Source organism: Mycoplasma sp. 1232, from assembly GCF_034863345.1.
GTDB lineage: Bacteria > Bacillota_I > Bacilli_A > Mycoplasmatales > Metamycoplasmataceae > Mycoplasmopsis.
Genome location: NZ_JAYFFB010000011.1, coordinates 1 through 14365, shown reverse-complemented (window position 1 = coordinate 14365; position 14365 = coordinate 1). Strand labels below are relative to the sequence as shown.

General features: G+C 29.8%; 12 protein-coding genes. 5 read left to right on the top strand and 7 right to left on the bottom strand.

Annotation, left to right across the window (positions count from 1 at the left end; genetic code table 4):
• The 7 genes from VBM88_RS02830 to recO form a co-directional block, all read right to left on the bottom strand.
• On the bottom strand, nucleotides 1-225 hold a 225-nt coding region (locus VBM88_RS02830; protein ID WP_323680428.1), incomplete at its 3' end, for a hypothetical protein.
• A gap of 180 nt (nucleotides 226-405) precedes the next feature.
• Nucleotides 406-2061: an IS1634 family transposase gene (locus VBM88_RS02825; protein ID WP_323680427.1), complete on the bottom strand. Its 1656-nt coding sequence runs from the start codon at nucleotides 2059-2061 to the stop codon at nucleotides 406-408.
• 409 nt (nucleotides 2062-2470) lie between these two features.
• Complete coding sequence (locus tag VBM88_RS02820) at nucleotides 2471-3850, bottom strand: M17 family metallopeptidase (protein ID WP_323176698.1); 1380 nt, start codon at nucleotides 3848-3850, stop codon at nucleotides 2471-2473.
• 80 nt (nucleotides 3851-3930) lie between these two features.
• Nucleotides 3931-5298, bottom strand: a complete 1368-nt coding sequence (locus VBM88_RS02815) for a leucyl aminopeptidase family protein (RefSeq protein ID WP_323680426.1) — start codon at nucleotides 5296-5298, stop codon at nucleotides 3931-3933.
• A 3-nt stretch (nucleotides 5299-5301) separates the two neighbouring features.
• Nucleotides 5302-5685, bottom strand: coding sequence for a YigZ family protein (locus VBM88_RS02810; RefSeq protein WP_323680425.1), 384 nt, complete (start codon nucleotides 5683-5685; stop codon nucleotides 5302-5304).
• Between the two features lie 87 nt (nucleotides 5686-5772).
• The gene (locus tag VBM88_RS02805; RefSeq protein ID WP_323680424.1) at nucleotides 5773-6915 is read right to left on the bottom strand and encodes a DnaJ C-terminal domain-containing protein; all 1143 of its coding nucleotides are present in this window, start codon (nucleotides 6913-6915) and stop codon (nucleotides 5773-5775) included.
• A 28-nt stretch (nucleotides 6916-6943) separates the two neighbouring features.
• Nucleotides 6944-7615, bottom strand: coding sequence for a DNA repair protein RecO (gene recO, locus VBM88_RS02800; RefSeq protein ID WP_323680423.1), 672 nt, complete (start codon nucleotides 7613-7615; stop codon nucleotides 6944-6946).
• A gap of 95 nt (nucleotides 7616-7710) precedes the next feature.
• Here recO and VBM88_RS02795 point away from each other — a divergent pair, with 95 nt between their 5' ends.
• Genes VBM88_RS02795 through VBM88_RS02775 form a run of 5 tightly spaced genes read left to right on the top strand, consistent with a single transcriptional unit; the run spans nucleotide 7711 to nucleotide 14325 of the window.
• The gene (locus VBM88_RS02795; RefSeq protein WP_323188335.1) at nucleotides 7711-8037 is read left to right on the top strand and encodes a hypothetical protein; all 327 of its coding nucleotides are present in this window, start codon (nucleotides 7711-7713) and stop codon (nucleotides 8035-8037) included.
• Nucleotides 8030-9694, top strand: coding sequence for a DAK2 domain-containing protein (locus VBM88_RS02790; protein WP_323176704.1), 1665 nt, complete (start codon nucleotides 8030-8032; stop codon nucleotides 9692-9694). Before VBM88_RS02795 ends, VBM88_RS02790 begins: the two co-directional genes overlap by 8 nt.
• Nucleotides 9694-10713 (top strand): phosphate acyltransferase PlsX, encoded by a 1020-nt coding sequence (gene plsX, locus VBM88_RS02785; RefSeq protein ID WP_323176705.1) that lies wholly within the window; start codon nucleotides 9694-9696, stop codon nucleotides 10711-10713. The genes VBM88_RS02790 and plsX overlap by 1 nt, the downstream gene beginning before the upstream one ends.
• A gap of 1 nt (nucleotide 10714) precedes the next feature.
• The gene (gene rnc, locus VBM88_RS02780; RefSeq protein ID WP_323176706.1) at nucleotides 10715-11395 is read left to right on the top strand and encodes a ribonuclease III; all 681 of its coding nucleotides are present in this window, start codon (nucleotides 10715-10717) and stop codon (nucleotides 11393-11395) included.
• A complete protein-coding gene (locus VBM88_RS02775) occupies nucleotides 11395-14325 on the top strand; it encodes an AAA family ATPase (protein WP_323176707.1) in 2931 nt (976 codons plus the stop codon). The genes rnc and VBM88_RS02775 overlap by 1 nt, the downstream gene beginning before the upstream one ends.
• Nucleotides 14326-14365 lie beyond the last annotated feature (40 nt).

Below are 14365 nucleotides of genomic sequence, written 5' to 3'. Positions count from 1 at the left end.
CCCTTTCTTATGTGAAAATATTAAGATTCGATATTCATTTGCATATAAAATGAAACTTATTACATTTATATGCACATATATAATTGTTGTTCCTATTTTTATAACAGGTATAGTTTTTCAATTTATATCAAATTCTCTTGGATATTTTTTACTTCGTCGTATTTCCACACCTATTATTTCTTGAACTACTTCCACAATATTATCACTAGTAATTTTATTCTTCATTTGCATCTTAATTTTTCAAGATGGTAAAAAATTATATTTAGTAACGAAACAAAATAAGAGTGCTGATAAATCTTTAACTTATTGAATTAAGTAAAATAATATCCTGAGTTTCCAAGTTAAAAAGGGCTAAAAAACGAAAACACCTATAAATAAGGCGCTTTCGTTTTTTGTTATTTTTAATTACAATGATAGATTTTCTATAACAAATGAAAAATCTTTATATATTTTGTTTAATTCATAATGATTTGGATCTAAATTATTAATGATTTCACCAACAACTTTACCATTTACAGTTTTAGTTGTTATTGTTATAAGTTTTAAGGCATCTATAAACATATTCATAGTTACTTTTTGAATTTCACCATTATCTTCATAGAACTTTTTAAGTTTGTAAATTGAGTATTTTAAAACAATTAACGCTAAGAAACATAAGAAAACATGTGCTTGAATGTGAGAATCTTTATGAACAAACATTGGTCTAACTTCAAGCGAAGATTTCAATGTTCTAAAATCCTCTTCAATTTTTCATTGTCGTCTATAAATTTCATTAGCTCTTTGCGCTGTTAAATCTGATATGTTGGTTTCAATCATATAGAAACCATCTTGATCAGCTATTTTTTTAATTTTAGAGTAATTTAATTTGGCAATTGTTTTGCCTTCAACATCCATATATTTTTTCTTATATTCTGGAACAAGATCACTTAAGCAAATTACATTATTTATTGATTTTTTCTCATATTTTGCTATCGAAAAAGCTCTTTTTAGTCTGTCAAGCTTTTCTTTTGCTGGGCTAAAGTAAATTATTTGTTTTCTAAGAGTTTGATTAAATCTTTTCTTTTTTCTATTGTTTGCTCAAACAGATTCCACAAATCTACTTTTTGAAAACATTTCATGTTCCAACATATAATCTTTATCTTCAATGATGAATTTTTTGTCTGCTTCGCTAAGGTTATCGATACGTTTTTGAACGATGTATTTATAGCCTTTCTGTTCTAAAAATCTTAAGTTAGCATTTTGACTAATTCCTCTGTCGGTAATAATTGTTACATCTTTAATCTTATAAATTCTTTCCATTTCAATTAAAAACTTAATTAAAGTTTGTGAATCGGCAGTATTTCCTTCAAAAATTTTGTAATGAAAAGGTATTCCATTATTGTCTGTTGCCATTGCTATTACAATTTGGTCTTCATCATGTTTGCCGTCTTTTGAAAAACCTTTTTTTCTCACGCCTTTTCTTGAAAAACTTTCAAAATAAACAGTTGTATTGTCAAAGCGCAATTCTTTACTGTTTCTATTAGTTAATTCTTGTAATTTATTGTAAAGATTGAACAAAATAGTTTCTTTATTTGTTAAAAAAGTATCAAAATAGTTATAAATTGATGATTTTTTGATTTCAACATTGTGTGAAAAATCATTTTTGTTTTTATATTGACAAATGTAACTTCTCGGGAAAATAATTCTGGTTCCAATGATAAATTCAAGAACTTCTTCTAATGATTTGTGCTTGCTTTTTGGCAATGAACTGAATAAGTCTAGTTCTTTGATAATTTTATAAATCAAATCAATTCCAACATTTTTAACATTGGTTTCAACAGATGTTGGCTCTAACAATTCAAAAAATTTGCTCTTTGCTTCAACTTTGTTGTTTGTAAATGGAACTAATTTTGCGATTGCCTTTAAATCATCAATGTTTTGCAAAGAATATTTATCTTTGATTTCTTCTCAATAGCCTAGACCAACTAAATCGCCAATTCCTTTACCATAACCTTTTGAAATCCCGATTGCTAAATAGATACCTTTAGGGTTGTTTCTTTTATATAAAATGTAATTGCTCATACATTAATTATACACCATTATCATTGTAATCATTGTAAAAAATAAAAATTTTCTGATTTTTTACTTATATACTAAGTATATAAGTAGAGTTTAAAAATTATAAAAAATGAGCTTCCAACTTGGAAACTCAGGATATTTTTTACTTCGTCGTATTTCCACACCTATTATTTCTTGAACTACTTCCACAATATTATCACTAGTAATTTTATTCTTCATTTGCATCTTAATTTTTCAAGATGGTAAAAAATTATATTTAGTAACGAAACAAAATAAGAGTGCTGATAAATCTTTAACTTATTGAATTAAGTAAAATAATATATTCTTCAATCTTAAAAATTAGCACAAAAAATACAAATATCCTAGTTAGCAAGTGATATTTGTATTTTTATATAACTTTTTTGAGGTTTTATTATTTAGATGAATCAAGAGCTAATTGTGTTAATGTTTTTACCATTACACCTGTAGGTCTTGAAGCAATATCAGCTGTTCCTGCAACATCTAAGTGAATGTATTCAACATCTTCTGTAAATTCTTTTAAGAACATAGCAGCTGATGATGAACCTCCACCAATACCGCTTAAGTCAGTATTTTTAAGGTCGGCAACTACTGAGTTTCTAATTTCTTTAGCAAAAGCTTCATCAAGAGGCATTCTTCATACTAATTCATTTTGTTCTTTGGCAGCTTTTAATAATTCTTCTCAAGCAGCATCTGTAGTAGCTCATGCACCTGTGTATGTTTGCCCTAATGCTACTAAAATAGCACCTGTTAACGTAGCAACATCAACTAATCTTGTAGCTTTTAAGTTTCTTACAGCGTATGTTAATCCATCTGCCATAACTAATCTTCCTTCGGCATCTGTGTTGTTGATTTCAACTGTTTTACCATTCATTGATGTTCAAACTGAATCAGGTAATGAAGCATCTCCATTAACTCTGTTGTCTGTAATACACATAATTGCAGCAACATTTGTTTTTGGTTTTAATTGAGCAATAGCTTTAAGAGCTGAAGCAACAAATACAGAACCAGACATGTCAAATTTCATACCTAACATGTTTCTACCTGTTTTAATGTTGTATCCACCTGAGTCAAATGTAATTCCTTTACCTACATAAACTGTCTTTTCGTTTGATTCAGGGTTTCCGTTATATTCAATAACAACAACTCTTGGTTCAAACATACTTCCACGGTTAACTGAAAGTAAAAGTCCCATTTTTTGCTCTTCAATTTGTTTTTTATTAAGAACAGTAACTTTTAAGTTTGAGTATTGTTCTAAATCTTTTCTAACAACTTCTGCTAATCATTCTGAGTTACAAATGTTTGGTGGTGTCACTTGTAAGTTTCTTGCGAAGTTAACAGCCTCTGATAATACAACTGCTTGTTTTAATGCATCTGCATATTCATTTTCATCTTTAACTGATAATAATGAAATTGCAAATTTCTCATCTTTTTTAGCTGTTTTAGCTGAATATAAATCAGCATTTACATAGTTGTAAGCTTCAACAAAAGCTTTAACAACTTGTGCTAATGTAACTTTTTCTGTTACAAATGAATCTAAATCGACTTGGACATCTCTACCTTGATTTGTAAAGAAACCTTTTGCAAATTTAGCTACTGAATCAAAAGATAATTTATCTTTTTCTCCCATAAATACAAGAGCTTCATTTTTATCAAAGTATTCTGTTACAACATTATTTTTTTGAATTAATGTTGATGGTAAGTTTTCATCATTTTTATAAACTGCTTTTAAAAGCATTGAGTTATTTCTAACTTTATCAACTGTTTTAATCATAATTTCCTTTCATACAAATATAAGTGAGTTATTTAATATTTTATAAATATTAAAGTTTCTAAATAAATAAGTAAATTATATTACTTATTTTCATTTAATAATGCATATTCAACTAATGTTGCAACTAATGCACCTTGTGGTTCACCTTGAACATCTGAAGTACCAGCAACATCACAGTGAATAAAATCAATATCTTTAGTGAATTCTTTTAAGAACATTGCTGCTTGTGATGAATCTGGTCTAACTTTTGAACTTCAGTTAGCTAAGTCAGCAACTTTTGAACACTTGTTACCTTTGTTATAATCTTCGTGTAAAGGCATTCTTCAAACTTTTTCGTTCGCTTCTTTAGAAGCTGCTAAAAAGTCATCTCATTTTGAATCATTTGTTGATCAGATTCCTGTGAAAGTATTTCCTAATGCTGTTAACATTGAACCAGTTAATGTTGCAACATCGATAATTGTTGTTGGTTTTAATTTGTCAGCGGCATAGAAAATTCCATCAGCTAAAACTAATCTTCCTTCAGCATCTGTGTCAACTACTTCAACTCATTTACCTGACATAGATTGGTAAACATTTTCCGGTAATGAAGCATCATTGTTAATTCTGTTATCTGTAATGCACATAACAGCAGAAACATTAACATTGGCTTTTAATTGAGCTAAAGCTTTAACTGCATAAGCCGCAATTACTGAACCAGACATATCATATTTCATGCCTTCCATATGATATCCTTTTGTATTAACTCCACCTGTGTCAAATGTGATACCTTTTCCAACTATAGAAATATGTTCTTTTGATTTTTTGTTTCCTTTATAAGATACAACTACAACTCTTGGTTCATGAACACTTCCTTTATTAACAGACAATAAAAGACCCATATTTAATTGTTCAATTTCTTTTTTAGTTAAAACTGTTAATTCAAGACCTTCAATACCTGAAAAATCATTTGTAATCTCACTAGCTAACATTTCTGAGTTTAAGAAGTTTTCTGGTTTAATTTGAAGATTTCTAACATCATTAATTGCTTTTGCAACTACTTCAATTTTCTTAACTAATTTTGCTGAAACATTTTCGTTTCTCACATACACATAGATGTTTTTGAATTTTTCTTTATCTTCTTCAATTGATTTTTTGAATAATTTCACTTGTCCAAATAATAATTTTGAGTAAATAATTCTGAATGTTTTTAAAACATCATTATTTAAAACAAATGGTTCAACATCAACTTGATAATCCCTATTAACTGAAGTTGCTAAATTCTCAAATAAAGCTGCTAATTCATCAAATGATTGATGTTTTTTATCAATGTAAATGTATGAAACATTTTCGCTTAAGTTATCTGTAATTTTTCCGTTTTTAGTAGCTACATAAGAAGGAAAATCTTTATTTTCATAAGCTGCTTTTAAAACTAAAACATCTTTTTTAAGTTCTTTAATTACTTTAATCATTTTCTATTTCTCCTTACCTTGATTATCTTTTAAATATAAGTTAATTACTGTTGAAGCTGATTGCCTGTAAGCTTTTTTAAGTGGTCCAGCTCCTAATTTTGTTCCACCAAAATATCTAATAACTGCAACTAAAACATTTTGCGTTTTTGTTAGTCTGATTAATTCAAACATAGGCTTACCAGCTGTTCCACTAGGTTCTTTATCATCTGAAAATCCACCTGTTTCAGCACCATTTGAATTTAATAAATAAGCATAACAAATATGTCTTGCATCTTTATATTGTTCTTTAAGATCCTTTAGAATTTGGTTAACTTCTTCTTTTGAAGAAACTGGATATAAATAACCAATAAATTCTGATTTTTTAATAATTAACTCGTTCTTATACATAAATTAAATTAATTATAATTTAATTTAATAAACTAACTAAAATTAATTGCTAAATTAAAACCTAACTACTAGAGTTAGGTAAAAAAATTATTTGTTAGCTTTTTCAACTGCTTGAACAAAATCTTGATTTGATGAATCAGTTACATTTTGTAATGCAGCTAAAACTTCTTTTTTATTTTTTCTATCTAAATCAGGAATAATAACTTCTAAATGTAATCTCAAATCACCTTCCATACCTCTGAAGTGAACTCCTTTTTTAGGAACCTTAATAACTTTTGAGTTTGTGTAGGTTTTCTTCATTTTAATTTTTACATTTCCTCAAGGAGTTGGGACGTCAACTGTGTTTTCTAACATAATATCAATGAATGAAACTGGAAAGTCCATTTCAATATCCATCCCATCTCTTTCATAATATTTATGAGGTAGCACATTAACTGTAATGTATAAGTCTCCTGGTGTTCCACCGTTTTTACCTAAACCACCATATCCAGCAACTTTTAATCTTGTTCCTGAAACTGTCCCTTCCTCTATTTTAATAGAAACAGTTTTTTGGATAGCTGAGTAACCTTCACCACGACACTTTTTACATTTTGAAACAACAACCTTACCTTTTCCATGACATGTTTCACAAACAACCTGTTGAACTTGTTGACCAAAGAAACTATTAACAACTCTTCTTTTGTGTCCTACTCCATTACACGAACTACATGTTTGTAAATCATTTGGATTTTCTGCTCCAGTCCCTGTACAGAACATACACATTTCTCATTTATCTAATTTCTCTTTAATTGTTTTGCCTTTAAGAGCATCCATAAATGAAATGTTTATATTAGTTCTATAATCATCTCCTCTTTGTTGGTATGAACCTTGTGAACTTCTTTGTCTTCTTCCTCCAAATCCACCGAAAATGTTCTCAAAAATATCTTGGAAATCTTCAGAAAATCCTTGTGCACCACCGAATCCACCACCATAGTAGTTTCCACCTCCTGAGTTTGCTCCTGCTCTTCCATTAGCGGCATCGTGTCCGTATTGATCATAAACTTTTCTTTTCTCAGGGTCTGAAAGAATTGAGTAAGCTTCATTTAATTCTTTCATTTTTTCATCAGAAGTTCCATCTTTCAATTTATCTGGATGATATTTTTTAGCTAAACTTCTGTAAGCTGTTTTAACTTCTTGTTCAGTAGCTGTTTTTGAAACACCTAAAATTTCATAATAATCTCTTTTACTCATAGTTTTATTATTTTAGCATAAAACTCTGTTATTTGCTAATATTTAAATGATTAATTATTTGCTTCTTATATTCAATAAAAATAAACTTGTTAATTTCACTGTTTACATCATTGACATAGGCGTAAAAGTCCTGAAATGAATATCATATAGCTTGTAAAACTGAAACATCAAGTCTTTGCGTAATATCGTGATTTTGACAAATAAAACCTAAATTAAAATCAAAAGAAATAAAGTTCTTAATTCTTCCACATCTTTTGCAAGAATTAAATGACAAATCAATACCAAAGTATAGTAATGAGTGTGCATAAAAGTATGTTGAAACTTTAGTTCAAGGTGCATTATTAAAACTATCAAAATGTCTATTGTATTCAGCAAATAAATGATTTCTAGTTCTTATATTCTGAAATAAAAAGTTCAAACTATTAAATAGCTTAATATTATTTAAATTAGTAACATCAAGTAATTTTATTGTGCTTGATTTTTTTAATCTTCCATACTTATTTTGTGTTCTTGAAGCAAAATATTCAATTTCAACAATTGAACCAATTATTAAGTTGCTTCTATTTTTTGAATGTACATTATTTAGACCTCTAGCAACTAAATCTAATCTCCCAAAAGCAGTGAAAAAACTGACAATATGCTCATTGTCTGATATTTCGTGTAAGTTTAAAACTATTGCGTTTTTGATTGTTTCAGCCATAATTTCACCACTTATTAGAGTGTATAAATATTATATATTTATAAAAAATAAATTAGGGTAAAATATATATACTTTATCAAACACGGAGGTTTTGGATGGATACATTGCAAATTAAACAAATGTTCATTGATTCAATTTCTAAAGTTCCAGGTGTAAGATTCTTACACGAACCAACTTTAGATATCAATTGTGAACCTGACACAATTGTCAGATTAAATCCTGAAGAATATTTTGAAAACATTGAGGTTTTATTAACTGAAAATTCACGTGTTGAAATTAAGGCAGCAATTACTGTTTTTGATGGGACACCAATTAAATTCATCATTTCACAAATTTACAAAATTATGGAAATGAAATTAAAATCTAAAAAATTTAAATTCAATAAACTAATTATCATTGTCAAGGGAGTAACCAATGAGTAAAAGTAAGAAAGTAGATAAAAGAAATATCCTGAATGGTTCCGAGTTAGCTAAAGCTTTTTTATCAGGAGCTAAAGCATTAGTTAATGCAAAAAACAAAATCGATGCGTTAAATGTGTTTCCTGTTCCTGATGGAGATACTGGAACAAATATGTCTTCAACAATAGCAGCTGCTATACCTGATTTAGAAAAAGCTCAAAATGAACCAGTATATGCTATTACTAAAAAAGTTTCAACAAATATGATTTATGAAGCTAGAGGAAACTCTGGTGTTATCCTTTCACAAATTTTCAAAGGATTTGCTTTAGGTACAGATGGTAAAGTTGAATTAAATACTCAAGATTTAATCCAAGCTTTTGAGAAAGCGACTGAAATTGCTTACAAATCAGTTTTTAAACCTGTTGAGGGAACAATTCTTACAGTTATTAGAGAAACAACCGAAAATCTTAAAAAAGAATTCGAGGGTAAAGACATTCACTATTCAGTATTCTTTGAAGAAGTTGTTGCATTTGCACGGAAAAGTTGTGATGAAACACCTAACAAACTTAAGAACTTAAGAGAAGTTGGAGTTACTGATAGTGGTGGTGAAGGTCTTTACACAATTTTCTGAGGAATGAACGAAGCTCTTCACGATAGACCAGTTGAACTTAAAGATAATTCTGATGAAGTCACAAACTTTATTGGTGATAGCGAAGTTTATGAAGGAGAATTTGGTTACTGTACAGAAGTTCTTATCGATTTAACTGAACCAGCTAAATTCAAGAAAGCAAACTTTGTTGCAAAACTTGAAAAATTGGCTAACTCGCTTGTTGTTGTTTCTGACGACAATATCCTTAAAGTTCACGGACACACAGTTAAACCTGGTGATATGTTAAACTTTGCTCAACAATATGGTGAATTTATCAAAATCAAATCAGAAAATATGACGCTTCAAGCTAACTATTCAAAAGCTAATGCCGAAAAACTTAAAGAGTCACAATTACAACATAGTGAAGAAAGTAGAACACCTTGTGGAATTATCTCATGCAACTTAGGTTCAGGTATAGTCGCAAGAATGAAAGATTTAGGTTGTGACTTTGTTGTTGAAAGTGGACAAACACAAAACCCATCAGCTCAAGACTTGATAAATGCAGTTAATAATGTAAATTCAGATTCAGTATTTATTCTTACAAACAATTCAAACATCATACTTGTTGCACAACAAGTAGCGCAAGTTATCCAAGACAAAAACGTTATTATTATTCCTACAAAAACACAAATCCAAGGAATAACAGCTATGCTTAATTTCAATCACGAATCTTCAGTCGAAGAGAACGTTGAAATGATGAATGATGCAATTGCTAATGTAACTACTGGTGAAATTACAAAAGCAATTAGAAACACAAAATTAAATGGTGTTCAAATTAAAGATGGTGATTATTTATCTATCATCAATGGAAAAATCACTGCAAGTTCATCAAAACTCTTAGATGCTGCTAAAAAAATAGTTAAAAAAGCAATTACAGAAGACAAAGAATTAGTCACAATTTACTACGGGGATGAAAGCTCACTTGATGAAGCTGAAGAAATTCTTAACTTCATTGAATCAAACTATGATATTGAAGTTGAAATTATTGAAGGTAATCAGCCTACATATCAATTCATCATTGGAGTTGAATAATGAAAGACTATAAATTCAAAATTGCTTTTGACATAAATGGAAATGATAATGGTCCAAGTGCAGCAGTTGAAGCTGCTAGCAAATTTGCTCTTCAATTCCCTGATACACAAATTCAATTAATTGGTGAAATTTCAAATATTGATAAAACAAAACTTCCTGAAAATATCTTACTTATTAAAAACAAAAATGTTCCTAGTGAACCTAAGAACATTAGAAAATCAATGAACGAAGATACATCAATGAATCTTGCAATTAGTAAAGTTATAAACAATGAAGCTAATGCAGTTTTATCAAGTGGAGATAGTGGAGTTTATATATCAACATTAACGCTTAAATTAAAAAGATTACAAAACATTTCTAGGCCGGCATTTATGCCAGTTGCTACATCTATTTTAGGTAGCAAATTGCTATTTTTAGATGTAGGTGCTAACTTAGAAACAAAAGCACAATATTTAGTTGAATGAGCCATGCTTGCTTCATTATTCTATAAAACAATGTTTAAAGTAGCAGAACCTAGAGTTGCATTTATTAACATTGGAACTGAAGATTACAAAGGTCCTACATCAACTAAACAAGCTCACGAATATTTGAAAACATTAAATGATATTAACTATGTTGGATTTGTTGAATCCAGAGAATTATTTAATGGAAACATTGACGTAGCTGTTGTAGATGGTTATGCAGGTAACACAATGCTTAAAAGTTATGAAGGTGCAATTGGTGCATTTTCAAAAGCACTTAAAGGTCAAATATTAACTAAATTAAAATACAAAATTGGTTATTTACTTTTAAAAGGTGCATTTAAAAATGTTGGTAAATCACTTGACTACCGTTCAGTTGGTTCTGCTTGAGTACTTGGTGTTAATGGACTAGCAATTAAAGCTCATGGTTCATCTGATGCAAAAGCTTACTACAATGCATTATTATCAATTCAAGAAGCTCTTGAAAATAACTTATTACAAAAATTCCAAACATTATCAGATTCAATTAAAGTTGATAATTTAGAAAGTGAAGAGTAATATGGTTAATTCACTTAAAAGCTTTTTTGAAATAAATAATATTCAACCAATTAGAACGGACTATTATCTATTAGCAATTACACATTCGTCTTTTAATAGAGATAAAGATGACAACTATGAAAGACTTGAATTTTTAGGAGACTCACTTCTACAATTTGTTAGTTCAAACTACATATTCAGAAAGTATCCTCAATTATCGCAAGGTCACGCAACCAGATTAAGATCAACTGCAGTTAGAACGGAAGCACTTGCTAAAATATCTAACGAATTAGGTCTTTTAAAAATCTTAAGAACTGGGCCTGGAAAAATGCGTGAATCAGTGATTAATTCACCAAAAGTTCAAGCAGACGTATTCGAAGCAATGATAGCAGCTATATTTTTAGATCAAGGATTTGAAAAAGCTTCACAATTCATAATCAAACATATATCTCCTATCATTGACTCGGTGCACAATGACGAAAATAAAGATCCTAAAGGTCAACTACAAGAATACTTTCAAAGTATGACAAAGGAAAGTATCACATATCAAACTGATCAACTCAGTGATAAACGTTTTTTAGCAAAAGCTAAACACGATGGTGTTATTTATGGTGAAGGTGTTGGTTTAAGCAAAAAAGAGGCTGAAACTAATGCTGCTATTGATGCACTACAAAAGCTTAAAGATAAAATTGAGGTGCAATAATGAAATTAGTAAAAATCGAAGCACATGGTTTTAAATCATTTGCTGAACCTGTAATCTTACGTTTTGATGGAGGTGTTGCTGGTATTATCGGACCAAACGGTTCTGGTAAAAGTAACATCAACGATGCTATTAAATGAGTTTTAGGAGAACAAAGTTCTAAAGAACTTCGTGGAGACTCAATGCAAGACGTTATCTTTGCTGGTTCTAAAACAGCTAAACCAATGGACTTTGCAAGAGTTACATTAACTTTTGATAACAAAAACTCAAATAACTCAATTCCTGATGAAGTTGTAACAATCACACGTGAATTGCAACGTGGTAAAGGTGTAAACAACTACTATATGAATGGGCAACCTTGCAGATACAAAGATATTAAAAGTATTGCAATGGAAACAGGTATTGGAAAAAGCTCATTAGCTATTATTTCTCAAGGAACTGTTTCAGACATCGCTGAAGCATCTGACGAAGATAGACGTGGAATTTTCGAAGAAGCTGCTGGAGTTTCTAAATTCAAATTCAAGAAAACTGAATCAGAAAGAATGCTTAAAAGTGCTGAAGATTCAATGAATCAACTTGAACCTAGAATTTCAGAGCTTGAAAAACAACTTGGACCATTAAGAAAACAAGCTGAAAAAGCTTTAATCTACAGAGATAAAGCAGAAGCTCTTAAAAAAGTTGAAATTCCATTCTTAGCTAAAGGAATAAAAGAAAATAAAAGAATTTACGAAGAATTAGACGAAGAACTTCGTGGTGTAGACGAAACAATGCAAAAATACAAAGAAGAAATTGCTAGTTTACAAATCGAAATTAAAAACGCAAAAGTTGAAAAAGAAAAAGCAAGACAACAAGTTGATGAACTTGAAGGAACATACAATGGTATGGCTTCAAGATTAAACTCATTAAACTCAACAATTGATCAACAATTTGCAAAAATTAACTTAATCACAAGTGGACAAGTAACAGTTGATAATGATGAAGCTATCAAATCATATGCAAGCGCAATTAAAAGACTTGAAGCTGAATTACTTTACAACACACATACTTATGGTGAACTTAAAGCTCAATTTGAAGAAACTAGAAAACAAATTGAAGAAGATACAAACTTAGTAAACAATTTAAGAATTGCTAACCAAAACCACAGAGACAACTTAATTTCTGCAAAAACGACTTTACAATCTTTATACAGAACTAAAGAATCTAAATTAAACCTTTTCAAAGGTCCTAAAACAATTATGGAAAACAAAATGTCTTTCAAAGGTGTTAAAGGACTTGTTAGAGATTTAATTAAAGTTAAACCAGAATACATCACAGCTATTGAAACTGTTTTAACTCACGCTGCACAACACATTGTTGTTGATATTCCAAACACAGCTGTTAAGGCAGTTGAATTCCTTAAACAAAACAATGGTGGTAGAGCAACATTTATTCCTCTTACATCTATCCAAGAAAAATTTGTTCGTGACGACTATTTATTAGCAGTTACAGGACACCCTGGATTTGTTGCTCTTGCTTCAGATTTAGTTGATGCAGATCCACAATATTCAGTTTTAGTTAAATTCTTATTAGGGAACGTTGTAGTAGTTGATGACATTAAATCAGCTAATGCAATTTCAAATCTTCTTGAGAAAAAATATATGATTGTAACTCTTGATGGTGACATCATCCGTGTTGGAGGGGTTATCGTTGGAGGGACTGCTCAAGAAAGTGATAACGTCTTAGGTATTGATGAAAAAATTGCTAACCTTGAAAACAAAATCGCTGGTATTGAACCAATGATTAAGAAAAATGAACAACAAATCGAACAATTATCATTTAGACGTAACCAATTAATTCAAAAGAGCAGAAGTACTGAATTAGAAATTCACAACTTAGAAAACTCAATCAAACAAAAACGTGAAGAAGTTACAAACTTAAAAGGAAAAGTTGATGCTTCTTCATTATCACTTGATGATTTTGAAAACTCTGAAACAGTTATTGAAAGAAACAAATTACAAGCAAAACTTATCGTTGTTAAAAATGAGCTTGCTGTTGCTAAAAACTTATATCAATCTTGAGATGAAGCATTATCGCTTTACAACACTAAATTATCAGATGCTCAAGATTCTCAAAATGCCTTAAACAAAGGTTACAGCAGCAAAATGATTAACAAATCTGAATCATTCAAGATTTTCACTGAATATACAAACAGATTAGCTAACGTTTACCATATGACAGTTGAATACGCTGATCAAAACTTTGTTTTAGAAATTTCTTATGAAAAAGCAAAAGAATTTGTTGAAGAATTAAGACAACAAATTGCTGAACTTGGAAATGTTAACTTAGAATCTATCGAACAACTTGAAGAAGTTGAAAACAGATATGACACATTAGTAGCTAACAGAGATGAATTAGTTCAAACAAGAGACACTTTATACCAAGCTATCGCTGAACTTGACAAAATCATTGTTACAAGACTTACAAATGTTGTTCACGATGTTAACCAAGAATTCAACAACGTATTCAAATCTATGTTCGGTGGAGGAGCTGCTGAAGTTAGATTCGTTGAACCTAATAATATTTTAGAATCAGGAATCAGCATCTTTGCTCAACCTCCTGGAAAAAGTGTTAAAAACCTTAAATTATTCTCAGGAGGAGAAAAAGCGCTTATTGCTATCTCATTATTATTCGCCATCTTAAGAGCTAGACCTCTTCCATTATGTATTCTTGATGAGGTTGAAGCTGCGCTTGATGAAGCTAACGTTGTTAGATATGCAGAATACTTACAAGAACTTAAGAAACAAACTCAATTCATTGTTATCACACACAGAACAGGAACAATGCAAAGAGTTGACTCATTATTTGCTGCAACAATGCAAACACGTGGAATTACAAGTTTCTTCAGTATTCACTTAAAAGATGTTGAAAAATACATTACTGAAGAAGCTAACTAATTCAATTTGATAGTTGACTATCACAAGAAATTGTGGTAGT